The sequence below is a fragment of the Pseudoalteromonas sp. SG45-2 genome (assembly GCF_014164115.1).
GTDB classification, from domain to species: Bacteria; Pseudomonadota; Gammaproteobacteria; order Enterobacterales; family Alteromonadaceae; genus Pseudoalteromonas; species Pseudoalteromonas distincta.
In genome coordinates this window covers 48,672-75,532 of sequence record NZ_JACJEO010000014.1, presented here as the reverse complement: position 1 = coordinate 75,532, position 26,861 = coordinate 48,672, and the positions used below count along the sequence as shown (strand labels likewise).

At 39.9% G+C, this 26,861-nt stretch carries 20 protein-coding genes; 9 read left to right on the top strand and 11 right to left on the bottom strand.

Features of this window, described 5'->3' with window-relative positions; translation table 11 throughout:
• The first annotated feature begins 83 nt into the window (after window positions 1–83).
• Window positions 84–2,843 (top strand): response regulator, encoded by a 2,760-nt coding sequence (locus tag H5116_RS11720; protein ID WP_182716200.1) that lies wholly within the window; start codon window positions 84–86, stop codon window positions 2,841–2,843.
• A gap of 26 nt (window positions 2,844–2,869) precedes the next feature.
• Here the strand turns inward: H5116_RS11720 and H5116_RS11715 are convergent, their stop codons facing one another.
• Window positions 2,870–3,559 carry a DUF1826 domain-containing protein gene (locus H5116_RS11715; RefSeq protein WP_182716199.1) on the bottom strand — a complete coding sequence of 230 codons (690 nt, stop codon included), beginning with the start codon at window positions 3,557–3,559 and terminating at the stop codon, window positions 2,870–2,872.
• Complete coding sequence (zigA, locus tag H5116_RS11710) at window positions 3,559–4,758, bottom strand: zinc metallochaperone GTPase ZigA (protein ID WP_182716198.1); 1,200 nt, start codon at window positions 4,756–4,758, stop codon at window positions 3,559–3,561. The genes H5116_RS11715 and zigA overlap by 1 nt, the downstream gene beginning before the upstream one ends.
• 222 nt (window positions 4,759–4,980) lie before the next feature.
• Between zigA and H5116_RS11705 the strand changes: the two genes are divergently transcribed.
• The gene (locus tag H5116_RS11705; RefSeq protein ID WP_182716197.1) at window positions 4,981–7,116 is read left to right on the top strand and encodes a TonB-dependent siderophore receptor; all 2,136 of its coding nucleotides are present in this window, start codon (window positions 4,981–4,983) and stop codon (window positions 7,114–7,116) included.
• Between the two features lie 33 nt (window positions 7,117–7,149).
• Here H5116_RS11705 and H5116_RS11700 read toward each other — a convergent pair whose 3' ends face one another.
• From H5116_RS11700 to H5116_RS11670, 7 genes are all read right to left on the bottom strand, one after another.
• Window positions 7,150–8,244, bottom strand: coding sequence for a mechanosensitive ion channel family protein (locus H5116_RS11700; RefSeq protein WP_182672030.1), 1,095 nt, complete (start codon window positions 8,242–8,244; stop codon window positions 7,150–7,152).
• Between the two features lie 97 nt (window positions 8,245–8,341).
• Window positions 8,342–8,743, bottom strand: coding sequence for a DUF6691 family protein (locus H5116_RS11695; protein ID WP_002958285.1), 402 nt, complete (start codon window positions 8,741–8,743; stop codon window positions 8,342–8,344).
• Window positions 8,744–8,746: 3 nt separating this feature from the next.
• Window positions 8,747–9,160, bottom strand: a complete 414-nt coding sequence (locus tag H5116_RS11690; RefSeq protein ID WP_021032090.1) for a YeeE/YedE family protein — start codon at window positions 9,158–9,160, stop codon at window positions 8,747–8,749.
• Window positions 9,161–9,162: 2 nt separating this feature from the next.
• Complete coding sequence (locus H5116_RS11685; protein ID WP_138488771.1) at window positions 9,163–10,422, bottom strand: OmpP1/FadL family transporter; 1,260 nt, start codon at window positions 10,420–10,422, stop codon at window positions 9,163–9,165.
• A gap of 379 nt (window positions 10,423–10,801) precedes the next feature.
• Window positions 10,802–12,232, bottom strand: coding sequence for a sugar porter family MFS transporter (locus tag H5116_RS11680; protein WP_182716196.1), 1,431 nt, complete (start codon window positions 12,230–12,232; stop codon window positions 10,802–10,804).
• 36 nt (window positions 12,233–12,268) lie between these two features.
• Window positions 12,269–13,372 (bottom strand): FecR family protein, encoded by a 1,104-nt coding sequence (locus tag H5116_RS11675; RefSeq protein ID WP_182716195.1) that lies wholly within the window; start codon window positions 13,370–13,372, stop codon window positions 12,269–12,271.
• Window positions 13,365–13,937 (bottom strand): RNA polymerase sigma factor, encoded by a 573-nt coding sequence (locus tag H5116_RS11670; RefSeq protein WP_002958279.1) that lies wholly within the window; start codon window positions 13,935–13,937, stop codon window positions 13,365–13,367. The genes H5116_RS11675 and H5116_RS11670 overlap by 8 nt, the downstream gene beginning before the upstream one ends.
• A 346-nt stretch (window positions 13,938–14,283) precedes the next feature.
• Here H5116_RS11670 and H5116_RS11665 point away from each other — a divergent pair, with 346 nt between their 5' ends.
• The 4 genes from H5116_RS11665 (at window position 14,284) to H5116_RS11650 (ending at window position 20,696) form a co-directional block, all read left to right on the top strand.
• Window positions 14,284–17,577, top strand: a complete 3,294-nt coding sequence (locus tag H5116_RS11665; RefSeq protein ID WP_182716194.1) for a TonB-dependent receptor — start codon at window positions 14,284–14,286, stop codon at window positions 17,575–17,577.
• 71 nt (window positions 17,578–17,648) lie between these two features.
• Window positions 17,649–19,205: a tryptophan halogenase family protein gene (locus H5116_RS11660; RefSeq protein ID WP_182716193.1), complete on the top strand. Its 1,557-nt coding sequence runs from the start codon at window positions 17,649–17,651 to the stop codon at window positions 19,203–19,205.
• A gap of 38 nt (window positions 19,206–19,243) precedes the next feature.
• Window positions 19,244–19,984, top strand: a complete 741-nt coding sequence (locus H5116_RS11655; RefSeq protein WP_182716192.1) for a SapC family protein — start codon at window positions 19,244–19,246, stop codon at window positions 19,982–19,984.
• A gap of 19 nt (window positions 19,985–20,003) precedes the next feature.
• Window positions 20,004–20,696, top strand: a complete 693-nt coding sequence (locus H5116_RS11650; protein ID WP_259398813.1) for a DUF6445 family protein — start codon at window positions 20,004–20,006, stop codon at window positions 20,694–20,696.
• Between the two features lie 8 nt (window positions 20,697–20,704).
• Here the strand turns inward: H5116_RS11650 and H5116_RS11645 are convergent, their stop codons facing one another.
• On the bottom strand, window positions 20,705–21,199 hold the full coding sequence (locus tag H5116_RS11645; protein ID WP_182716190.1) for a dual specificity protein phosphatase family protein: 495 nt from the start codon (window positions 21,197–21,199) through the stop codon (window positions 20,705–20,707).
• An 89-nt stretch (window positions 21,200–21,288) separates the two neighbouring features.
• Here H5116_RS11645 and H5116_RS11640 point away from each other — a divergent pair, with 89 nt between their 5' ends.
• From H5116_RS11640 to H5116_RS11630, 3 genes are all read left to right on the top strand, one after another.
• Entirely contained in the window at window positions 21,289–23,490 is a 2,202-nt protein-coding gene (locus H5116_RS11640) for an exonuclease domain-containing protein (protein WP_182716189.1), read from the top strand.
• A gap of 135 nt (window positions 23,491–23,625) precedes the next feature.
• On the top strand, window positions 23,626–24,507 hold the full coding sequence (locus H5116_RS11635; protein WP_182716188.1) for a hypothetical protein: 882 nt from the start codon (window positions 23,626–23,628) through the stop codon (window positions 24,505–24,507).
• A gap of 62 nt (window positions 24,508–24,569) precedes the next feature.
• A complete protein-coding gene (locus H5116_RS11630; protein ID WP_182716187.1) occupies window positions 24,570–25,523 on the top strand; it encodes a hypothetical protein in 954 nt (317 codons plus the stop codon).
• Here H5116_RS11630 and H5116_RS11625 read toward each other — a convergent pair.
• The gene (locus H5116_RS11625) at window positions 25,507–26,853 is read right to left on the bottom strand and encodes a S8 family serine peptidase (RefSeq protein WP_182716186.1); all 1,347 of its coding nucleotides are present in this window, start codon (window positions 26,851–26,853) and stop codon (window positions 25,507–25,509) included. The genes H5116_RS11630 and H5116_RS11625 overlap by 17 nt on opposite strands.
• Between the last annotated feature and the right edge of the window lie 8 nt (window positions 26,854–26,861).

Here is a 26,861-nt window from a genome sequence, read left to right as displayed (position 1 = left end):
ACAACTTTTAACTTGTACGCAATAATGTAGCAATTATATTAATTTAACACTGCGTGTTAACAAAGTACTCTAGGGTTGAAGTAATGCCTCAAAGAAGTAAGTGGACACTCGCTGTTTTATTAGGGTTGCTAGGGGGTTTAGTTAACCTCTCGCCGTTATATTTTTTCGACAGTTCTGAGTTTTTATTTGGGCAAGTATTTGTATTATGTAGCTTAGTGTTTATTGGGCTGCGTTATGCGTGCTTAAGCCTTGCGATCGTATCTGGCTTTTTACTTTATAGGTGGGGGCATTGCTGGCCGAGTATTGTTTATTTACTCGAGCTTTTTTGGCTTTACACTTTTTGTTTACGCCGCTCTAAACCCATACTCCCTCTTGGTACTGTTTTTTGGCTGTTAGTTGGTTTACCTATAATTTGGGGAATAGGGCAGTTTCTTATTGGTCTGCCATGGTTAACGCTAGTTGTTGCAATATCAAAGTACCTCATAAATGCGTTAATTAGCTTAGCTTTAGTTGATTTATTTAGTGTATTTGTACCCCACGCCAGCCATGCCTATCAGGGCAGGCCTCTTGCTCGCATTCTTAGCTATGTTGTAAGCGTTATTATTATATTGGTTATACTGCTTACCAGTGTAATTTTAGTGAACGATCACCACTCTCGGTTAGAGTATGAGGTAGACGCCCAGCTTGAAGAAAAAGCCAAATATATAAGCACTCAATTAAGTGATTATTTAACGTTTCATAAAAATGCCATTGTAATGAGTAGCGACGCCATAAGCGCGGGCACAGATAGTGAGCAGCAGTTAAAAAGGCTAATGAATCTATTTCCAGGGTTTGCTACAAGCTTGTATGCAAACCCTAGCGGCTACGTCGAAATAACGTCGCCTAATAACCTTATAGCGGGGTTAACTAAGGCGCAGCGTAATATCAATGATCGCGAGTACTTTAATCAGGCTAAGCAATATCCTCTCGGTTATAGCGGTGGTGTGTTTCAAGGGCGAGGGCTTGGCAATGAAGCCATTGTTGCGCTGTCGGCACCTATTTATCGTGATGGTGAGTTTTTCGGCGTAGTAGAGGGGTCGTTAAAGCTTGGACGATTAGAGCAGTTTATTCCTAATTTATTTGAAAATACTGGCGAGTTAGTTGTACTGGATGATAAACAAAAAGTGGTTTTTAGTTCGCTTGAGCAGTTTAAAATATTAACCGACTTTAACGAAGATGGTTTTAATGCGCGTAATATGGGCGATAAAAATTTATTTCGCTCCAATAATAATGAGGTTTACCATAGTTCTAGATATGTTAATCCGCAGAGCAAATGGCAAGTAATCACTTTTTATAATCGTAAACATTTGAGTATGGCTGTAGCCAAAGCATGGCTGCCAAGTATCTTGCTAGGCGCTATGCTAATTATTATGGTGGTGCTGTTTGTACGCCAACTTGCAAACTTATTAGTGCAGCCAATTAGTGGTTTAACTAATTTAATGCAAAGCTTTAATAAATCAAAAAAACATACTTTTAATACAGATTCAAGTTGGCAAGAAGTATTGCAACTACAACAGCAGTTTGAAATGCTAGCCACTGCGCTGCAGCATTCAATAGAAAACCTGCAAGCTTCAAATATAAAAAACCAAGACCTAAACAAACAACTCAGTGAGTTTAACCAGCAGCTAGAAAAACAAGTTGCTGAGCAAACTAACAAGCTTAAGCAAGCAGTAGAGCGTGCTAATTTAGCTAATGTGGCTAAATCGCAGTTTTTAGCAAATATGAGTCATGAACTACGCACCCCAATGAACGGTATTTTGGGCATGGGTGAGGTATTGCTGCGTGATAGTTCGTTAACCGACGAGCAAAGAGATCTTTTAGATACGCAACAAAAAAGTGCTCAAAACTTATTGAAAATCTTAAACGATATTTTAGATTTTTCTAAAATTGAGGCTAATGCAATGCAAATTAGCCCGCGTCCTACAAATTTAGCGCCTTTTATCGAAAATATTAAATCGTTGTTTTCACCCATTGTAAGCTCTGACGACGTGCAGTTTATAGTTCAGTGCAGTAACACCTTGCCAGATTGTATTAACGTAGATGATTTACGCTTAAACCAAGTTATTATTAATTTATTATCTAACGCGTATAAGTTTACTGAGCGCGGGTTTGTACGTTTATCGTTTGATTACAGTGGCCAGCAGTTATTTGTAAGTGTGTCTGATAGCGGTATAGGCATAGCAAAAGATCAGCAATCGTTATTGTTTAGCGAGTTTACACAAGCTGATGTAGGCGTTGCACGTAAATACGGTGGTACCGGGCTTGGTTTGGCCATTAGCCAAGGGTTAATTAAAAAAATGCAGGGTGAAATATCTTTAAATAGTGAACCCGGTAAAGGCAGCATGCTTAAGTTTTACATTAATGCGCCTAAAGCTGAGTTTATAAAGCACACAGCCGCAGTACAGTCGCAATCAGTACCTAACCTTGGTAGCAAAAAATTACTCTTAGTGGAAGATAACCCCATAAACCGCCAAGTAATTGCAAAAATGTTAGAGCCAACTCATGTACAACTTACAATGGCTAACGATGGAATTGAAGCGTTAAAAGTGCTTAAGGGTAATACCTTTGACTTAATTTTAATGGATTGCCAAATGCCAAATATGGATGGTTACGAATGTACCCAAACCATACGTGCTAACGAAGTAAACACTAAGGCACATGTGCCCATTATTGCAATTACCGCTAATGCCTACGAAGATGATAAACAGCGCTGTTTAAGTGTAGGTATGGATGACTTTGTATCTAAACCTGTAAGCACACAAGGTTTGTACGAAGTAATCGCTAGGGTGATAAACGCGCATTAGCTTAGCGTTTATCACCACAACAAATTTTAGATAAAATTGAGCGTAAGTAATAAGCGTTGCTCGTTTTCAGCCACCGGGGGTGAGCGATGTACAAGCCCTGCACCTTCGTTTTCATCCCAGTACTCGCCTTTAAGCAGGGCAACATCGCCTTGCTGGAGTTGATTAATATTATTTAGGCTTTTAAATAAACCAGACTCTTCATCGGGTTTACCTAAATTACCAGTACCTAGCTTTGAGCGGTTTACATCGCTGTGATTTAACCACTGCGTAGCAACACCTTGATAGGTAGTAACTAGCCGGCACGGAATTTTGTCTACATGAAAACGCGGGCACATGGGTTTATCTAATATTTTTAGCCTTAAACCGGCGCGTTTTAAATCAAACAGGCAGCAAAACATTTCAACCAACAGTGCGATATCTTCACACAGCGCTTTAACTTCATCGCGGTTATTATCTTCTGGCTTAAGCGTTTTTATTAATTGATCAAACGCATCATCGGGCGATACCGCAAGTTCTAGTGGCTTTAAAGCATTTGCGCTAATGAGAGTATTAACTGCATTTGTTAATGTTTGCTCAAGGTCTCTTTGCCAAATAACAATGTTAGTGTCTTGGTTATAAATTTGTGGCAATACATCGGCGTCACACTCTTTAGCTGCTTTTCGGTACAGCGGTTCCGCAGGCTTTATTTGCGCAGTTATTGGGGCTAGGGCATTCATTACTCTTCCTCCCAAATAGGAAACGGGTCGTTATAGGTTCTCCAAAAGTCCTTACCCTTAAGTACCGCATCTTCTGGTAGTAGGCAGTCATCAAGCGCTTTAATCATCGCTTGTTTATTTAATGATTGACCAATAAACACAAGCTCTTGGCGCATGTCACCAAAGGGTTCTACCCATTTATTATTTATGTCAGCAAGCAGTTCAGGCTCTGTAGGCCAGTCTTTTTGGGGGATGGCTTTAAAAAACATACTAGCAAATCCGTAATGAGCTATACCGCCTGCTTGGCTCCACTGCGCGCAAAATAAAGGGCGTGTTGCTAACCAAAAATAACCTTTTGAGCGAATAAGTTTGCCAAATTGTTCGGTGCTATGAAGAAAGTTATAAAACTTTTCTGGGTCAAATGGGCGGCGCGCAGTGTAATTAAAGCTGCTAATTCCATACTCTTCAGTCTCGGGAATATGTTCACCACGCATTTCTTTAAGCCACCCCGGTGCTTGTTGGGCACGTTCAAAATTAAATAAACCCGTGTTTAGCACTTCGTTAATATTAATATGGCCGTTTGAAATAGCAATAATGTTAGCTTGAGTATTAAGCGTATTTAAAATGGCAGTGAGTTTATTTAATTCATCGTTTGTAATTAAATCAGTTTTACTAATTAAGATTACATCGGCAAATTCAACTTGGTCAACAAGTAGGTCGGCTACGCTTCGCTCGTCGTCTTTTCCTAACGATTCGCCAGTATCTTGTAAATCATTTGCTTGTTCGTAGTCGTTTAAAAAGTTAACGGCATCAACCACCGTTACCATAGTATCAAGGGTGGCAATATCACCCAGTGATACGCCATTTTCATCGGCAAATGTGAAGGTTTCGGCTACAGGTAATGGCTCAGAAATACCGGTTGATTCAATAACGAGGTAATCAAAACGCCCATCTTTGGCAAGTTTGCCCACTTCAACAAGTAAGTCTTCTCGTAGGGTGCAGCAAATACAACCGTTGCTCATTTCAACGAGCTTTTCGTTACTGTGATTGAGCGATACATCGTTTTTAATAGTGGCTGCATCGATATTTATATCGCTCATATCGTTAACTATAACAGCCACTTTTTTACCTTGTCTGTTATTAAGAATATGGCTAAGTACAGTGGTTTTACCAGCCCCCAAAAAACCTGATAACACTGTGACGGGCAGTTTATTTATCATTTAATAATCTTACTAAATTACAATTAAAGGTATGTTATATTATATCAATTTGTATTCCAGTAATGCTAATTAATTTTTTTAATGCTGAGCTGCAAATTTAGTGTGTTACTCAAAAACTCTTCATTCGAAAAATAAGGATGAATATGAAATTATTTACATTGCACATGTTAATGATAGTCGTTATCATTCGCAACGTTTTATAAACCTCTTCTTTGGATCAATATGTTTAACCAAAAATATTTGGCGCTCAGTATTGCTGCGTCTTTTTCTGCTTTTTCTAATGTGGCATTTGCCGAGCAAAATAACGATATTGAAAAAATAGAAGTAACTGGCCGTGCCCAGCAATTTTACCTAGAAACCGAAAGTAAAATTGGTACCAAAACTAATTTAGATCTTATTAAGCTTCCGCAATCGGCTCAGGTGTTAACCGAGCAACTTATTATTGACCAAGCCGCGCGCGACATTACCGATTTATACCGCTCTATTGCGGGTGTCAGTGAATACAGCTACTCAGGCGTAACTTTTCGTGGTTTTAGAGACGATGCCAATGTATTTTACGATGGCGTACGTGGCGACCCATATTCTGGCTTTGGTGTACCGCAGTTATTTAATGTTGAACGTGTTGAAGTATTAAAAGGGCCTGCCTCTGCTTTGTATGGCGGGGGCGAACCTGGTGGGATGATTAATTACGTAACCAAAAAGCCAAGCTACACACAAAAACGCGAACTAAAGCTTACTTTGGGTAACTACAACACCCGTGGTGCATCACTTGATATGACTGGTGGTTTAAGCGATACAATGGCTTATAGATTGGGTGGTTACTATGAAGAGCAAGACAGCTTTCGTAACAATGCAGACTCAAAAAACACCGAGCTGACAGGTGGATTGTTATTTGATTTAACAGATTCAACAACCCTAACCGCAAGTGTTGACTACATTAAACAAGACCTAGGCGGAAACCGCTTACGTGGCGTACCGGTAGATGACAACGGTAACTTTTTAGTTGACCCAAGTTATAACGCCAATGAGTTGTTTGATTATCAAAATATGGAAGCTTTGGTGCTTCAAGCAGAACTTAGCCATTATTTTAATGATGATTTTTCGTTAAGTACTACGTTTCGTTACATGGATAACGAGCGAGACCAAGCGTACCATGAGTCGCAAAGCTGGGTAGATGTAAACGGTGATGGCGCTGCCAATATTGACGATGAAACGATTAAGCGTGAATACCGTAAGCAATTTCGTGCCAATAAAGAGGCAAGTGTAACCACCGACTTTGTTTATAACTTTGGACAAGGACAATTAACCCATCAGTTTTTATTTGGTGGTGATTACCACACCGTTGATACCGAATATGACTACTTTCGCGCCCGATATGAGGCCGATGGCGTCGCTAATTTAAATATTTTTAATTTAAACTACGGTGAAACCGATCCAAGTACTTATAACCTTACCGACATGAACCGCGATGGCGTAGATACCGACCGATTTGGTGTATACGCGCAAGACGTAATTAGCATAGGCGAGCAGTGGACAATAATTGCAGGTTTGCGCTATGACCATTTTAAAGAGTTTAATCAAGAAACAGGTTTTAGTTACTCAGATAACGATATAACGCCGCGCGTTGCTGTTACTTATCAGCCAGTAGAAAACACATCGGTATATATTAATTACTCAGAGAGCTTTAACCCTACATCATCAGCCGACCAAGAAGATGTAGCAGGCGAAGGTAATTTAGAACCAGAAACCGGTAAGCAAACCGAGCTGGGTATGAAAAACCGATGGTTTGACGGCAAAATAATGAGTACATTTGCTGTTTATCAAATTAATAAAGAAAACGTGGTAATGAGCAATCCTGAAGATACGGGCGCGGGTGATGGTATTGCCGCACTTTTAAATATAGGTGAAGTTGAAAGCCGTGGATTTGAAACAACTTTAGTAGGCGATTTATCCGAGCATTGGACAATAACGGCTAACTACGCATACAACGATACGCAAGTAGTAGACGGCGTAACGGGTGATACGCTTTCAGATACATTTGGTGATGGCTCGCGCTTTGCTAATGCGCCGCGCCATCAGGCAGGTTTATGGTCACGCTTTGGGCTCGATTCGATTAATTCCTCTATTGCGTTTGGCGCTAATTATGTGAGTGAGCAAGTAAGCTCCGATGGTCAAAAAGTAAAACCATTTACTGTATTTGATATGAGCTGGACGAGCCGCTTTGACGACGTATTGCTGAGTGTAAATATTAATAACCTATTTGATAAAGAATACGCGGTTAGTGGATTTAGTGAACGAAACGGCCACTTTCCTGGCAGCCCTCGTGAAATTATTGGGCAAATAACCTACAAGTTTTAATACTTATTAGCGCGAGAGTCACTCGCGCTTTTTTTAAGTGTCGCCTTGCACCTTTTTATCACTATTAAATTTAGCGGCTTCTTGAGTCGTGTTAATAGCCGTAATAGGGAAGGGAATTACAATACCTTCTTTTTTATAGCGTTTATGCAGGGCTTTTATAAAAGCAGATTTAACCCAAAAGCGATTAAAGTATTCTTTAGCTCTAAGCATTACCGTAAAGTTAATGCTTGATCTATCAAAGGTATGAAAAACCACAAAGGTATTGTAATCATCAACGCCCCATTCGTGTGAAATAAGTATTTCACGAGCCACTTCGAGTGTTACTTGCTCAACAAATTCTAAATCTGAATCGTAATGCACGCTTATATCAACAGGCACGCTTAGCTCTTTTTCAGGGTAAAAGTAATTAATAATACGCGATTTAGATAATTGGCTATTAGGTATAATAATCATATTGTTAGGTAGCATTTTAACCCATGTAGATCGCCAACCTATATGATCAACAAAGCCTTGCTCCTTAGATTCAAGCTCAATAAAATCACCCACCCTTATAGGTTTATCTATTACAAGCTGCACGCCAGAAAAAAAATTTTCGAGGGTAGGTTGCAAAGCAAGAGCAACAGCTAGTGATGTAATACCTAACGAGGCAATAATAGGTGTAATAGAAATACCCAACGTGCCCATTAAAACCAGTAATCCCACTGACGATAATGTAACGCGTATCACGCCTTTAATTATGCTTTTTGAATTAAAAACCACGGCAGATTGTTTACCATAGTAATTAATAGTGCCAATAATAAAGCGGTCTAAAAACATAATAAGTGCAAGCAGCGCTAATACAATATTAATGCTATTAAAAGGGATCTGTTGAGAAATAGAAGTACTAATAATGAAGGTGTCGTGCTCTAAAATGGTGAGTAGCACAATAATTGTGCACAGTGTTAGCGGCTTAGATATTGACTCTATTAGTAAAGTATCGAATATAAATTTGGTTTTTGAAGTCCATTTTTTTAGCCAGTACATTACAAAAAAACGAATTAAAAACAGTAGTATAGCTATAAGTAATAGGGAGGACGCTGCGCCTAACCAAGGTGTGCTGTTAGAAAATTCCAGCGCTTTATTTAGCATAACTTAAACCTGTTCAATATAGTTTTATATATATTGCAGCAAGTTATGTACCTTTGTTTGGGTAAAAGTAGCTGCCGAGTTTAGTCGGCAGCAAATATTATACTTTTTTGGCTAACCACATACCGCCTAGCACGGCTGCAAAAAATAATAAAAACTCCATTTTAAGAGACACCAATTGAACCAAACCCGGGCCTGGGCATATACCACTTAAACCCCAGCCTAAACCAAAAAGTACCGAGCCGATAATTAAGCGTGCATCAATTTTTTTTAAATCACTTAAATTAAACGTTCCTGAAAGAAGTGGCTTCTCTTTTTTTGCAACCCATAACCATGTCAGCATCATTATTAGCATGGCAACAGCCATCACTATAATTAAACTTGCGTCCCATTGGTTTCCATAGGTAAGAAAGTTAATCACTTTAGCAGGGTTTGTCATCCCGCTAATAATAAGTCCTAAGCCAAATATAAAGCCTATAACAACCATCATAATTGCTTTCATTATTTATCCTACAAGGTTTGCTGTAATGAAGGCAACAAGCATAAATGTACATGTTGCAACCCAAGAGCGAGTAGAAAAGCGCGACATGCCGCACACACCATGGCCACTTGTGCACCCATTAGCTAACGTTGTACCAGCGCCAACTAAAAGCCCTGCAACAACAATAAGCCAAGGCGGTAATTGCAATTCGCCTTCTAATAAAGAAGGCGCAAATACCCTTACAGCCACTCCTGCCAACAACAACCCTAAAATAAAGTATAACTGCCAACGAGAGTCTGAATTTGCTTTAGCGAATACAGATTTAACAATGCCTGATATACCCGCAATTTTTCCGTATAAAACCAGTAATAACGTACACGCTATACCTATTAATGCCCCGCCTATTGCAGCCGATACTGGGGTGAATTCTGTTATCATTTTTAAATTTCCCAAACAATAGAAACGCCTAAACCGGTTTGTTTCATTTCGATTGATAATTGTTGATTAGGCGCTAAGTAGTTAGCACCCGTTACTTTTTTTGCTGGCGAATAAAAAGCCATAGCGTTTAATTGTACCTTGTTGGTAAAAGAATGGCTAAAGCCAGTAGTAAAATGCCACTCTTGAACGCCCGGGGCTAAAATATTAAGCAAAACGTTTGATGAAGGAATAGGTTGCTCGGTGTAAGATACCCCAAAACGAATTTTTTGTTGCGATGTACGCTGCCACTGATAGCCAAGCTTATAAATAGTCATATCGTTCCAGCCAAACCCAGCGCCGGCATCAGCCCCTAAAGGCGCTGACATCAAGTTATTGATTGGATTTGCAATACTTTTTACTTCGCTGTAATTTATTTTTTGCCAATCAAATACAACCTGATTACTTGGGGTAAGCTTATAAGCTGCACCAAGTTGAAACGAACTTGGCAGATCAAATCCGCCTTGCTCTGCAAACAAACCTTTATAGCTATCAAACTCTTGCATAGACACTGATGAGCGGTAACTCGCTCCCCAGCTTAATGACGAATTTATATCTTGGCTAATACCTAGTTGAATGCCTAAGCCTGTGCTTGTATCGGTGCCATTATTTGTAAGCGCTTGGGGTGATTGCGAAAAAGGAGCAAAGTTTCCAAGCCCTTGCGCTTCAAACTGTTGCACCACGTAAATAGGGGATACACCAAGGCGTGTTTGTTCATTCAACTCATAGCTTACTGTTGGGCTAATAAAGAGTTGTTTTAAATCAACGCCCGTTGTACCAGCGTAAAAAGTCCCCTCAGGAGAGGATTCTGCGCCGTACTCGGTATTCATACCGCCGTTGCCATACACTAATAAGCCAATATTTACTTTTTCATTTAATTGATGGCCAATAGCAAACTCTGGAATTGCAAATACAGTGTTGTCGCTTTTTTGTGTTTTTGCTTCAAGATAAAATGCGCCAGGGTAAAAAGTATCTACTTTTGATGCAGTATATTTTCGTTCAGGTGAAAAAAGCTCTAAGCCCAGAGATAGCTCTGTTCCGTTAGGTAAAAAGGTTGCTGGATTATTAGCGCCAGACATTAACTCTTCTGACAGCGCTACACCTGCGCCAGCCATGCCTTTGTGGGTCATGCCATAGCCGTGAGTAAAATAACCATTAGTAGCAAATGCACTGAACGAACCTAACGCACACGTTAAAGCTAAGCCTGAAATTAACTGTTTTTTCATTTTAGTAAATACATAAAGTTGGAATGGGCGGACAATAGCTAATTTTTGATATTCTAAAAAGGAATTTAAATAGATTAGTTATAATAAAAGGTAATACGGCAATGGTTATAAAGTTAAAATAAATGAGCGTAGATTGCTATTCAACCTTAACTTAAGTTAAAAGTTTCGCTAACGTATTGAGCTGTAGTGATATTTAAGTATGCAATCGGTAGCTATAAACTTTGGTAGTAAAAGCTTGCTGGTAAAAGGAGCGTTTACGTATTAACAGCAGTTTAAAATATATTTATTAATTAACGTTGAGCTCATCCAAACAATCACTCTTAAATAACGCCATTGTATGTAAAAGCAAAGCGGTGATTAATATCACCGCTTTTAAAAATTACATAGATTCGAGCGTTTTACCGCGTGTTTCTTTTATGTATTTAACAACAAAAAATATGCTTATAAGTGCCGATAACGCATAAAAGCCATAAGCACCGGCAAGGCCAATATTGGCCAGCATAATAGGGAAGGTCATGGTAATGGCAAAGTTAGCAATCCATTGTGCGCTAGCTGCAACAGCAAGGGCTGCACCACGAATACGATTATTAAACATTTCGCCTAATAATACCCATACAACAGGGCCCCAACTTAAGCCAAAAAATACCACAAATAAGTTAGCCATAATCAGTGCAAACGTACCCATGTTATCGCTAAGGGCAAGTTTGCCTGCTTCATCAAGGCCTGCACTACCAAATATATAAGTAAGCGCGCTTAAGCTAATAAACATACCAATACTGCCTACTAAGAGCAGTGGTTTACGGCCAATTTTGTCAACTAGGGCAATGGCAATAAAGGTTGATACAATATTAGTAGTACCTGCGAGTACATTTATAAATAGCGATTGCGACTCGTCAAACCCAGCGGCCTGCCAAAGCTCAGAGCCGTAATAAAACACCACGTTAATACCCACAAATTGCTGAAATACACTCAGCGCAACACCCACCCAAACAATTGGGTGTACTTTTTTACTGCTATCAATAAATAAATCGCGAATACTTGGCTTTGTGTCGCTATGCAATGAGCGTTTAACATCGCTTATTTGCGCATCAACGTTGTCGTTCGATATTTTACTAAATACTGCTTTAGCATCGTCTACTTTACCTTGCGCCACTAAATAACGAGGCGACTCCGGAATAAACAAAACACCCACTAAAAACAACACAGCAGGCACAAGCTCAGCCCAAAACATCCAGCGCCAAGCGGCTGTATCAAGCATTAAAATATTTTGCGCGCTACCTGCGGCATCAGCAATTAAATAGTTACTTAAAAACGCAGCAAACAAACCCAGTACAATAGCGAGTTGTTGAAGTGTAGCTAAACGACCGCGAAGTGCTGGTGGTGCAACCTCAGCAATGTAAGCTGGCGCTAATACTGATGCAGCACCAATACCTAAGCCACCAAATAAGCGATAAAAAATAAATTCAGCTGAGCTTTCGCTAATGCCCGACCCAAAGGCACTAATGGCAAAAATAATCGCGGTGATGATCATAATTGCACGGCGGCCAAATTTATCAGCCAGCGGCCCCGCAGCAAGTGCACCTAGGGCGCAGCCAAGTAACACAGACGCTACGTTAAAGCCCGTAGCTACACTGCTTGAGTTAAAAGCATTACCGAGTGCCGACACTGTGCCGTTAATAACACCTGAGTCAAAACCAAATAAAAAGCCACCAATAGCAGCCACGGCAGAGATAAAAATTACGTAAAAAAGTGAGCACGTGTTTGATGTGTGCGCCGAGCTATTATTCCTCGGCGATAAAGATGATGTCATGATTGTGTGTCCTGATTTTTATTATTGTGTACTGTACTATATTGAAGCGCTTGGATCTGCGTAATTTAAACGAATTTTATCTGGGCTAATTCTTTCATAACTAATATTAAAATTATTATTTAATACTTCTAATAAGCCCTTAACATCGCCTGTTTTAAACATACCAGCGACTTGTACCCTTGTTAAACGCTCATCATCAGAAAGCTCAAAGTCTATATTCGTATATCGACTAATCTCGGCCATGGCATCGGCAAGAGATTCGCCTCTAAAAATAAGGCTTCCTTTACGCCAAGAAAGACTAGCCGCTACGTCTATAGGGTCTACTTTTTCAACGTGCTTAGCTATTTTACCTTTGAAACTTAAATCGAGCTTTTCACCTTTAGAAACTGCTGTAGAGTTATTTGATAAAAATTTACCAAGCTTATTTGTTCCATTTTTTTGGAGGCTTGATGGTTGCGAATTACTTTGTTCGGCAACAAGCACTTTTCCATCAGTGACTATTAATTCTATTTGTTTTTCACCCACTTCAACATTAAACGCAGTGCCTACTGCCTGAATAACTTTATCACCAGCAATAACACTTAAAGGCCGTGCCTTATCATGCGCCACATTTATATGTATCTCCCCCCGCAGTAAGTTAATTACTCGAGAGTCTCGGGTATATCTTATTTGTACAAAACTATTAGTGTTTAATGTAATTTCACTTTTATCTGGCAAAATTATGTCTTTGCTTTCACCTACACCCGTTTGAAAGTTAAGTTGCTTAGCGACAACAGCTGACCGATTAACGGGATAAAAAAATGAAAAATTAAATGCTTCTTGAAAAAAGCTAAGTGCAACAGCCAATAAAACAGAAGCGGCCGTTGCACCTAACCACACAGGGAGGCGTTTTTGTCTAGATTGTGATTGCGGGAATAGATCAGATAAGCGGCTGAGTTCACCCATCTTGTCCCATAGGTGTGCAACTTCAAGTAATACTTCGACGTTTTTATATGACTGAGCTAACCAGAGCTGCAATGCGTCTTTTTCGGGTTTAGTTAAACCTCTATCGAGCTTAGCAAGCCATTCACTTGCACAATCAAGGCGTGCGTCTTCGACTGCCTTATTATTTCGTTCGTCTATATGGTGGACATTACTCATGACTACCCCCTGCACTTTTTTGTGAAGAAGAGTTAGGTTTGCCATACACACTTTTTTCAGATTGTCGCATAAACTGCGTACAACGTTTTACGCCGGTTGCTATATGTTTTTCCACGGTACTTTCACTAAGGTTTAATTGAGCAGCAATTTCTCGCTGCGAATAACCATACACTTTTTTTAATACAAACACTTTACGGCATTGAACAGGCAAAAGCCTGACAGCTTCACAAAAATTTGAAAATTCGCAATCGGTAAGCGCATTTTCGTACATTTCGTCTTTCTGATGTTCCGTTAAGAGTTGCTCTAATGCTTCCATGTTGTCGATACTATCGACTAGTCGTATATTGGCTTGCTTTTGATAATCGAGCGCTAGGTTACGCGCCGTTTTATAAATAAAAGATTTTGGTGAGCAAATGTTTTCAGTGTTTTTTATTTGACAAATTCGCACGTAAGTTTCTTGCACAATGTCTTCAATTTCATGTGGAGGCACTATGCGTGCCACTACATTTGAGAGACCTTTGCGCGAGGCCAGATAAGCCTTATAAAATAGTGTGTCTTTTGTCATTGAGTGTGTGTCTCGTGTGTGTGTGGTTTTGGCAATTGTTGTTATTGTTTTGCCATTACAGCTTAAGACGATTGGTAATAAAAAATCCGCTACTCAATTTTAAAATAAATTGTTTTTCTATTTGTAAAATTGCAGGCACTATCAATCCTTGTTGTTAAAAGCTTGTAATTTGAATACCAAGTGTACTACAGTTTTTCAAATTATTAACACGTATAGGCTAGCTCTATAATTATACGTGTTCATATAACCTATTAATTAATATAAAAATATATTTAACTTTTTTAGTTGAAACCCCACAACATTTTTTTGCACACCAAAAAATAATAAAGGTTTAGTAATAATAAGTATGGCTAGTCAAAAAAATAAATTATTTGAAAAAAATAAAAAATATTTATGGAGGAAAATAAAAAGTCACTCGTCTTCATCCTGTGTATGGCCAAAAACTATACGCATGGAATGTATACATTTGCCACTTTGTTTACCGCTATATGTGCTTGTTTTTAGCTTAGTCACCACAGAGGTGAAAGCGAGCTCGGTGGACGAAAAAGCAATGTTTAACATTCCTCGACAAAGGGCCGATTTATCGCTAATAAACTTTGCCGAGCAAGCCGATATTACTTTGCTTTTTCCGTTGGATAAAATTCAACAGTTACAAACAAATACTATTACTGGCGAGTATTCAATAATAAATGCATTACAGACTTTACTCGACAGTACCGGCTTGCAAATGCAAGTTAGCGAAGATGGGCAAATTTCTATTTTAATAGACCCTAGCTTCGAGAGAACTGACAACATGGCTAACTATAAAAAAAATGGCGTGTCCAGTGCAGTACTTGCTGTACTAAGCACAATGACAACGCTCCCTGCATTAGCAGAAACAGCAGCACAAGAACCAGAAATAATTGAAGTACGCGGAATTAGAGGCTCGCTTGGTCGAGCCATGGATGCAAAAAGAGAAGCCGGTGGCGTGGTTGACTCCATTTCAGCAGAAGATATTGGTAAATTTCCTGACACAAATTTAGCCGAGTCTTTGCAACGTATTACTGGGGTTTCAATAGACCGTTCAGGCGGCGAAGGGCAGCTTATTACGGTGCGTGGTTTTGGCCCGCAGTTTAATACTGTACTAGTAAACGGACGCCAAATGGCATCAGAGAATCAAAGCCGTGCATTTAGCTTTGATACCATTGCATCAGAATTGGTTAAAAGCTTAGATGTATTTAAAACCTCAACAGCCACTATGCAATCTGGTGGTATTGGCTCAACAGTAAACGTTAATACGGCACGTCCATTTGCGATTAGTGGCTTTAAAATAGCGGGTAGTGTTAAAGGTATTTACGATGAAAATAGTGAAGAAACCACACCTGAGATTTCTGGCTTAATTAGTAATACATTTAATGATGACACACTGGGTTTGTTGTTTGCCGTTTCTCGTCAAGAACGCGAAACACGCTTAAATCAGGCACAGGTAGACGGCTGGTTAGAAAACGTGGGCGTCCCAAATCCTCAAACTCAAAGCGGGCAAGCATACACCGGTAATATTTTCTCGCCACGTAATTACGATCATAAAGTTACTACAGAGACACGTACACGCACTAATGCAAATTTAGTTATACAGTATGCACCTTCAGATGATTTAGTTATCACTGCTGATGCGCTCTATTCAGATTTTGATGTAGAAGCAGACACAACGTCTTACGGGCACTGGTTTACAGCGCCAAACTTAGAAGGCTTTGGTGATGCTGCAGGCCCAACCGTTGATGAAAATGGCACTGTGGTTGATTTATATCAAGAGGTAGGTCTTGCCACCGATATGCACGCTAAAAAGTTTGATCGTTTAACCAACTCTAGCGCATTAGGTTTAAACTTTGATTGGCATGTAAACGATAACTTAAATATGAAGTTTGATTTGAGCCACTCAAAAGCCAAGCGTGAGGCTAATAATGGCGGTGGCGATCAGCTATCGTTGATTGGCTATGCTAACCGAGTTCGATTTGAAGTGGATGGCGGTATCTTACCTTACGCGAGTGAGTTTGCCTCTGCTAACCCTAACATTTATAGCGGCCAGCAAGAGCTGGACGGTGTTGCTTATAACCCTGCAGTTGCACCTGATGGCGTATCAAATCATTTAGATACAGCCAACAGCCGTGCACACGTAATGCTTCGCCGTGGTTGGGCTGTAGAAGATACTGTGGATCAGTTTCGTTGGGATAGCATTTGGCATAACGATGGCAGCTCAGGCCTAGTTTCGGTTAAATTTGGTACTATGTATTCAACTGAAACTAAAAACCTTGATCGTTGGGACAACGAAGGCGTAGGTATTCACTGTACCTTTTGTGGTTACCCAGATGACCCAAGTATGGATGGCTTAGCGCAATTTGTATTTGACGCAGGAGATGACTTTTTAGGTGATGTGAGCGGCAGCGGTCGTATGCCAACGTCATGGCTTGCACATGATGGAGAGGCAAACTTTGCGTACCTTGAGCAAATAGCTGCGGCGAATGGTCAGCCTATTAGTTTTGATGCAGTTAAACGTAATAAGTCGTTTGAGATAACTGAAGATACTTTCTCGTTTTATACAGAATTTGATTTTGAAGCTGAACTTGCAGGCATGCCTTTATACGCAACAGCGGGCTTTAGATATGAAAGCACCGATGTAAAAGTAAAGGGCACAGATGAGCCGGTTAGCGCGTTAACTATCTTAGATAAAACAGAAATGCTTGCTAATTTCGGCGCCGTAGAAAATATTTCAGCAAGTTCAGATTACGAAGCGATTTTACCTAACTTTAGCGTAAAGCTTGAAATAAGCGATGAGCTAATAGCACGTGCTGCTGTATCACAAACAATTACGCGACCAACACTCGATAGTATGTCGCCTGTAACAGTAATTGAAACAACGCGCCAAGGGGGCAATTTAACATCAAGCTCTGGTAACCCTGCGCTTGAGCCATTTACCTCTGATAACTTAGATTTATCATTAGAGTGGTATTACGCTGATGCCAGTTATTTATCCGCTGGTTACTTTAGAAAGAATGTTGCTAACTTCATTATCAATACCACTGAAGATTTAACCTTTGAATTGTCTGACGGCGGATTGTTGACTGACCCCTCAACAGGTAACGATGTAGATAACCCTGACGCTGCTGACTCGACGGCTGTATTTACAAACACATTACCAAATAATAGCGAATCGGCGATTGTTGATGGCTGGGAAATAGCCTTACAGCATAGTTTTGATAGTGGCTTTGGTTTTATGGTTAATGCAACATTTGTTGATAGTGATGCAGAACTAGACCCTGCAGATATAACTCAAGTATTTGCATTAACAGGCTTAAGCGACTCTTATAATGTGGTTGGCTTTTATGAGAATGGCCCATTTCAGGCGCGTTTAGCCTATAACTGGCGCGATAGCTTTGTACAGTCACTAACACAGTTAAATGGTGATGGTGTGACGATAGTTGAAGACTATGCACAATTCGATGCCAGTGGCAGCTATGATATTACCGAAAATGTATCGGTGTTCTTTGAGGGTATAAACTTAACCGAAGAATACGTACACAAACGTGGTCGCTTCTCTAATCAATTACTAATGGTTGAAGATAGCGGGCGACGTTTTGCGTTAGGTGTTCGTGGAAGTTTCTAACTTAAATAATAAAAGTGGCTTTTACATTTAGTAATAGCCACTTTTTAAATATGCCTTTATAGGTAACAAGCATGAACCAGCAAAATAAAGAAATAAAAACAGTGGTTGTCGTTGGTGGTGGTATAGCAGGCTGGCTAACAGCTGGTCGATTAGCGGCGGACCATAAAAGTAATACCCCCGATGGTCTTAATGTTGTGCTAGTTGAATCTCCAAATGTACCAATTATAGGTGTTGGTGAAGGCACTTGGCCTACCATGCGTAGTACATTAATAGCACTTGGTATTAGCGAAACCGATTTTATACGCGAGTGTGAAGCAAGCTTTAAGCAAGGAGCAAAATTCGCCAAATGGGTGGATGGCAGCGATGATGATTTTTACTATCACCCATTAGTTCTGCCGCAGGGCTTTTCAAAAACCGATATGGCAGGGCATTGGTTAAATAACACAGCAGAGTCAACGTCTTTTTCAAACGCAGTGTGTTACCAAGAAGCTATTTGTGAGCAAGGGCTTGCCCCTAAAACAATTCGTACACCAGAATATGCTGCTATAGCCAATTATGCCTACCATTTAGACTCTGCAAAATTTGCCGTTTTTTTACAAAAACATTGTACTCAGCAGCTAGGCGTTAAACATATTTTAGCTGATGTAACGCAGGTCAATAATGCTAAAAATGGCGATATTGCAAGCGTTACTACAAAGCAACAAGGTGAAATTAGCGGTGATTTATTTATCGATTGCACTGGTTTTTCATCATTGTTGTTAGGCGAGCATTATAAGATTCCTTTTCAGCCCTGCGATGATGTGCTGTTTATTGATACCGCCTTAGCAGTGCAAGTCCCTTATGAAGATGAAAATGACAGTATTGCATCTCACACAATTTCAACAGCGCAAGAAGCGGGTTGGATATGGGATATAGGATTACAGCACCGCCGTGGGGTGGGCTATGTGTACTCCAGTAAGTACAGTACCGAGTCGCAAGCAAGGGAAAAACTTAGAGAGTATGTAGGCGATAAAATAGAGTCGTTAACAATTAGAAAAATCCCTATTAAAAGTGGCCACCGCTCACATTTTTGGCAAAACAACTGTGTTGCGGTTGGGCTTTCGGCTGGTTTTTTAGAGCCACTAGAAGCTTCTGCATTGGTATTAGTAGAAATGTCAGCGCAAATGATAAGCGAACAACTTCCCCATACCCGGGATATTATGGATATTACCGCCAAACGCTTTAATGAGACGTTTACCTATAGGTGGGAAAAAATAATCGACTTTTTAAAGTTACATTATATTTTATCAACCCGTGACGATAACGCATTTTGGAGCGATAACAGAGACCCTAAAACGATTCCTCAAAGCTTACAAGATCTAATGAAACTATGGCAATACCGCGCCCCTGCTGATCACGATTTTACAAGTAACAATGAGGTGTTTCCAGCGGCGAGTTATCAATATGTTTTATATGGTATGGGCTTTAAAAGTGATTACAGCACAACTGCCTATATGCTTGAAGACACTGTTTTTGCTAAAAGTCAGTTTGATAAAAATAAGAGCATGATAAACCAAGCTGTAACTAACTTACCTAGTAACCGAGAATTGTTAAATAAAGTTAAGAATCATGGGTTTAGCACTATTTAGCTTAAAAATTTACACATAAAAACAATAAAGAGACACACATGGAAAATTTAGTCGCATTAGAACAAAATGCTCATCAGCACATAAAAATAGACACACAAAAGGCACAATCACACGCAGAAAACATTAATATGGTCCCTGTTGTTATGGCAGAACTTAATCAAATTGCTGTTCAGCAGCCTATAGTTTTTGCAAAAAACTCAGAAACAGGGGAGTTTACACTCAATGCTTTATTAGGCTTTGAGCAACATGAGAACTTGTTTTATCAGAACTCGCAGTGGCAGGGTGTGTATTTACCGCTTCAATTACAGCGTCAGCCATTTTTTGTTGGTGATACTCATGCGCAGCAAACTCAATACCCTGTGTGTATTAATTTAAATAGCCCAGCAGTCGTTAATAATCGAGCGCAAAGCCAGAATAATTTAGAACCAATTTATACCCAAAGCGCAGAAGAAAGTAGCTATTTCAAACAAATAAAGCAGTGTTTAGGGCATTTACTACAGGGCGAAATAGACAATAAAAAGTTAATTGATACCTTGTTACAGCATGATCTACTGCAGCCATTATCGCTTGAGGTCACGTTTCAGAACAGTCAAAAAACAAAGTTAAACGGCCTATACACTATTAACCAAGAAAGACTCGCACAACTTAATAGTGATCAAATTACGCTTTTACATCAAAGCGCTTTATTACCCGCTATTTATACTGTTATAACCTCACTTGGCCAAATATACCCATTGATAGAGCGTAAAAATGCAGTGCTTAATTTAGCCGATGATTGATTTTAAACTAAACGAAAATATGGCGTTACACATACATACTGTAGGGGAAGAAAAAACTCCAATTATTGTTATTGATGATTTTGTAAATAATGTAGATGCGCTTATTAATTTTGCTGCGTTTTCTCAAAGTGCTAGAGAAGCGTTTTGCGCACAAGAAAGTGATTTTTACCCAGGAGTAAGAAAAGCAGCACCGCTTAGTTATATCGAGCGGTTAAAAGCGCTTGCGCCAATTATTAATTCACACTTTGATATGGCGGATAAAAGCGAGTTCGATGTAATTCTTTCTGCTTTTTCAATTGCATGCACTGAGCCTAATAAGCTCAGGCCAATACAAATGCTCCCTCATTTTGATACACCTAATATGAATCAACTTGCTATGGTGCACTTTTTATGTGATGAAACTCATGGTGGCACTTCATTTTATAAGCATAGAGCCCTAGGGTACGAACGTATAACAAAAGAGCGGCTTATGCTTTATAGGCAAGCTATTAAGCAACAAGCCATGGCGCAAAAACTTCATAAAAATCCACAATATATAAATGGAAGTACAACTTTGTTTGAGCAAGTTTACAGTGTAGAGGCTAAGCTAAATCGGGCAGTTATATACCCAAGTAATTTATTGCATTCCGGTAATATAAACGCGTCTAATGGTTATGCCTGTGACCCAGTTAATGGGCGTTTAACTATCAGTAGCTTTGCTGTTTTACGCTAGCTTTTTTATTACCGACTAAAACTCTCAAAGTACTCTTTTTGCAATTCTATAGTAAGTGCTTTAGGGCGAATACCTTGTACTAAGCTATATACCTCATCTTTTGTGTAACCTGCCGAATTTAAAATAAGCGCAGCGACCAAACCTGTGCGGCCAGTGCCGCCTTTGCAATGTATGGCAATGGTTTGTTTGTGTTGTATGGCCTGTAATATGTCGATTTTATGGGTGTTCCAGCTTGATGTAAAAGGCTGTTTGGGTGCTTCGTCGTCATTTATTGGTAAATGAAACCAGGTTATATCGTGCTTACTGCACTCACTATTAATTGTTTGTACGTTGTTTTTTTCAAGTTCTTTTTGCGGCATAAGTGAAAGCAGCATGTGAGTGCCAGCCGCCTTTAATGTGGTGATTGAATCCGCTAGGTTTTGCGTTTTTGTGCCAGGGCAGGGCGTAAAAATAATATTTGCGCCGTTATTAAGTGATAAAACATTGTATGGGTGCGCGCTCATGGTAAGTCCTTTATTTTTAATGAATTTGCTTTTATACGCTCACTATAGCGTGTTTTAGTTACAAGTTTAAGATTGAATAATAAGCACAAATGCTAGATACTGTTTTTATATACAGTTATGGCGATATTATGAAAAAAGAATTACCAGCAAAATACTATTTAGCGCATTTTAGAGAGCTTATTGAGTTTGTAACAAGTAAATGCATGCATTTACTTGAGCCTAAACATAGTGAATTTATTAGTAAAATTAATCAGCTAGATGAGCAAAGCCAGTGCATGTTGGCGCGTGTGTACTCGCGAAAGCCTTATTTAGTGCAGGCGCAATCGCTTAATTATGAAGAAATAACCTCGCCGCATCAGGCTATTTATACGCTAAAAAAAGCCGGTATTTTATTAGAGCCAAACGAGCAGCATTATTCGCAGCTTTTAGCGCACTTAACTAAGCCTTCTTTGGTTGAGTTGCTAAGTAATTACAGTGAGCAAATAAGCTTTAAAAAAAGCGCCGCTAAAGGCGCGCTGGTGGATGTTGCGCGTGAGTTTTTTAAAGCATGCCCACAAGAGCTTGCGCCACTTTATAGCCAGTATGTAATTAACAACCGCAGTGATTACTACGAATATTTTGAGTTTTTATTTGCAGGCAAACTAAGCAGTGGCGATGTGAATCATCAAAACCGTTTTGTAATGCGAGACTTAGGCTTAACCGCTACGCGCGAAGGACACAGCGAGAGCTTGTCGCGTTTTGAAACACTTGACGAAGCGCAATCAAACTATTTATTAAACCGTTACCGGTTAGCATTTAAAAATATTACAGATGAGAGCGACTATGTTGCTTTAGCGTCGCAGGTTTTAGTGCAAGCTGCACATGGTGCAATTGCCGTTGTATTAAAAAACAAACTATTAGTTAGGCTTTATAGGCAGCTAAAAACAGTTGATAGCGAACTTGCTTTTAGTTTACTTGAAGGGTGCGTGGATGATAGCGAAGCACAAGAAATTCAAATAAGAGAGCAATACAGGCTTGGCAATAAAGAGTGGGTAAAAGCACGGTTAGAAGCCATTATCGAAAACCCACTTACTGATGATTTACTTTATTTTGCTGACGATTTTTTAATGCGTAAGTTTAATAAAAAAACACGTTCGCGTTTAAGTGCCATGCTTGCCGACACTCAGTGCGTGCTAGAAATAGATGAACTGTACCGAGGTGAAGTAGAGCAGGGCGTAAACGATTATTATACTCGCGAAGGTATGGCTGTATTTAATACCGAAAACACGCTTTGGCAAAGTTTGTTTGGTTTAGTATTTTGGCACGAGTTATTTGTGGAGTCGCCTTATCCGCCATGCAATGAGTTTGATATTTATCCGCAAGTATTAAGGCTTGGTAATTTTTATGAAGCGCAGCAAACACAGATAAACGAGCGCTTAGCTCAGTGCCAAACGTCGCAAGCATTACTTAATTTAGTATGCAAAAATGCAGCGCAATACTTTGATCAGCCCAATGGATTATTTAGATGGCGCAGCAATTTATTAGAGCCACTAGAAGCGCTTATTTTAAACAGCCCACTTGAGGCATTAATTACTCATTTAACGGCTATGAGTAAACATTATTTACAGCTAAAAGACGGCTACCCCGACTTAATGGTTATTAATAATGGCCAAGTACATTTTGAAGAAGTAAAAGCCCCAGGCGATAAGCTTAGGCGCAACCAACTTACAACTATTGATAATTTAAAAAATGTGGGCTTTACAGTACACATTGCTGCAGTTAAGTGGTTTGTAGACCCAAACCGTGTTTACAGCGTAGTTGATATAGAAACCACGGGTGGCTTAAAAGGCGGCAACCGAATTACCGAAATTGGTATTGTTAAAGTGCAGCACGGTAAAGTAATTGATACTTGGACAAGCTTAGTTAACCCCGAGCGCCATATACCTGGCTTTATTACGTCATTAACCGGTATTAGCGACAGTATGGTTTACAACGCGCCTGTATTTGCCAATATAGTTAAGCCGCTATTAGATATACTCGCAGGCAGTATTTTTGTAGCCCATAACGTTAATTTTGACTACGGCTTTATTAAAAAAGAGTGCGAGATGGCAGGGCACTTTTTTAAAATGCCAAAAATGTGCACCGTGGTTGAATCGCGCAAAGCGTTTAAAGGCTTAAAGTCGTATTCGCTTGGTAACCTTAGTGCGCATTTTGATTTAAATTTAACCAGCCATCACCGCGCATTGGCCGACGCAACCGCCACTGCCGAGCTGTTATTGCTGATACAAAATAGTGAAACGCAAACGCCGTAGGGTATTGGCTTACCTTTAAGTATTTGAAATTTAGTTAATAAGTGATTTTATTGTAATTTTTTAATTTATTTTGGAATAAAGTGTTTTTGTAAATCGTCTTCTTTATGTCAATCCGACAAACTAGAGGACAAAACAATGACTAAATTAAATAAAATTGTAAGCGTAATGATGTTAAGCGGTGTGTGTACTTTTACAGGTGCAGTGCACGCCGCTGATATTGAAATATCTCAGTCAACGTCGGCGCAGCAACAAACATCTACATCTATTGCGCTTTCACAAAATGGTTTAACAGCCAGTGGTAGCAATGACACAAACGCATCTAGCAATACACAAGTAACGGCAGATGACTCGCAAAACACAGATTCAACGGCGAATAACACGCAAACTTCAGCGCAAGAAAGCAGTGAGGCCGCAGAGCCTGCAAATTCATTAGTTGCATCTGCCAGCTCATCTTTAAATAACTCATTGAATGCATCGGCATCGTCTTTAAATGCCACAGGCAATACCACAGTCAATACAGCGCTTGATGCAACCGCGCAGTTAACCTCATCGGCGGATAATTTAACGACTGCAGTGAGCCAATCGTCATTACTTTCTGTTAGCTCTGAGCAAGGCGCTCAGCCTGATACTACTGATACACCAACAGATGCCTCTTTACTTTCAAATGTGAGTAGCGCAACCGATTCAGTAACACAAGCTGATGCAGCGAGTGCGCTTAATGCGGGTGAGCTTACAAACCAATTAGCAATTACTAATACGGCTGCAAACTCAGTGAGTTCTGCACTGCAGGTAGGTGATGCAATTAATACCAGTAATGAAATTGTAAGTAGTGTTCAGCAATCTTTAACTGCCAGTGTGCAAGATAGTACGGTTAGCAGCTTACAAAGCACGGTACAACAAAGTGTTAGCGGGCAGGTGAGTGCAGCGGTTACTGATCAAATTAGTAACGATGTAGCACTTAGCACCGCAAGTGAAGTAGTAACCAACATTACTAACGATTTAGACCTAGGCCTTTAATACGCCAAGTGCTTGCACAAATGCCGAATAGGGAAACCTATTCGGCCTGTTGGAGAATAAATATGAAAGCAGTTATAACCGCCACATTGTGTGTTTTTAGTGCTCAAGCGGTGCTTGCACAAACTAACCACATTAAAACAGCTGAGCAAAATAATCCCCTTAAAAGTAGCTTTGAGCTAAATGCAGATGCAGAAGTTGGGGTATTAAGTAACTCGGCGCTCTCTGTTCAGGAGCTTGACGATATTTCGTCGCAAAGCGACAGCGGCATAAAAACCGCAGCCGGTGTTAATGCAAAATGGCAAGTAACCAAAAACGCTAAATTAACCTCAAGCTATAAGTTTGAACAACAAGACTACGATGAATTTGATCAATACGATTTAGACCTTCATCAATATGGTTTAGATGGCAGCTACAGCTTTAATAGCCATGAAGTAGGGGTTCGTTACGATGGTGCAAAAGCAAATGTAGATGGCGATACATTTTTACATTTTAATCAAGCCAGCGCCTACTATGGCCATTTTTTAAACCCGCATACGTATTTGCGTATGAGTGTAAAAACCAAAGCTAAACGTTTTGCTACTGCAAAAGCACGTAATGCCGACGGCGTAGGCGGCGATGTAGCGCTTTATCATTTTATAAATAATGGGCAAACCATGCTAATGGCAGCGCTAAGCGCTGATAAAGAAAACGCCGACGACAACCAATACGACTTTAACGGCTACGGCTTTACTACTAAAGTTACGCACAAATTTACGGCCTTTAATGTGGCTAACAAAGTAGGGGCTGGCTGGCGTTATCAAAATAAAGATTACGATGAGCAAACAACGGATGATTTTTTTGAGCAAATACCGTCGCGAGATGAGCACCGAAATGTAGTTAATGCGTTTTATAACGTAGCTGTGTTTGAGCACGTAACGCTAATAGCCGAGGCTGAATATGGCGATTATCAATCAAAGCTTAGTAGTAATACCTATACGCAATCGGTTTTATCGGCGTCAGTTAAAGTGCACTTTTAGGTGGGTAAATGGCGCCATAACCAAAGGTGGTGTCTTTGCCTTGCTCGCCTAAATCGACGACCAGCGATGTAAGCTCGTTAAGTGCTTTGGTTTTATTATTCCCATGCTTTAACAATAAACAACTTAATGCCGCGCTTACATGCGGCGCCGCCATTGACGTACCCGACTCCCTCCCAAATTTTCCATTGCCTTGGCTTGTAACAACATTTACACCAAGGGCTGCAAAGTCTATGTAATCGCCTTTATTTGACCATCTATAAATGTGGTTTTTTGAATCAATAGCACTTACCGCTATCACGCTTTTATACGCGCCTGGGTATAACGGCTGCGACGCCGGCCCTTGGTTACCCGCAGCAGCTACAATTAATACGTTTTGTTTTAATGCTGCAGTAATACTTGCTTCTAAAATTGCGTTATTTGGCCCTGTTAGGCTCATATTTATTACGGGGATTTTATTACTAACTAGCCAGTTAAGTGCCTCTACTATGGCAAATAATGTAGCCCCTTGTGCATATTCAGATTGCCTATAAAACACCTCGGCACTGTATAGCTCTGCACTGCTTAAAAGCGGGCTGAGCATTACTCCTTTACCTGTAATTAACCCCGCTATGGCGGTGCCGTGTAAATTTGGCGAGCTTAACCCTTTAGGTAAAAAGCTTTGCGTGGTGATATTTGCGCCTTTAAAAGCGTTGTGTTTGGTATTAATTGCGCTGTCGATCATGCCAATTTTTACGCTTTGTGTGCAGTAAGGAGCAACAGGCTTATTTGGTGTTACTTTCACGCTAGGCTCGCCTGTTTGCGCTTGGTAAATGTGGTTTCGGTCAAGTATTGCAGACTCATCTAAGTTAAGTGCTTTTAATAACTCACTTTTAGAGTTAACACCTTGGGGTACATTAAAGCCCACTAAGCTCATGTTAAGTGCGTTGTAATTTTTTACCGATACAATGGTTACATTTTGCTGCTTTAGGGTATTAAGTTGTTGGCTATTTGCCATTAATAACCATTGGCGCTCTATTGCTCTAAAGCCGTTTTCAAGCTCTACTTCAACAAATGCGGTGTTTTGGCTATTTATATTAATGTTAAGCACATTGGGTAAGCTGCTAATTGGCTCACTAATTTGCGCTTTTAGTTCATCAATCGATATTTGTGGAACAGGCACCGGAAGCGGCAGGCGCTGTGCTCGCTCTATAGTTTGCTCAATACGCTGCTCTATTGGGTTTAGCTGCCCAAGCACCTGATCGACTCTTACTATATTGGCTGAACTCGTTGCGCTAAATATACAAAGCGAAGCGGCTATTATGTGTTTAACGCGTGTGTTTATAATATTCATAGTGGGTT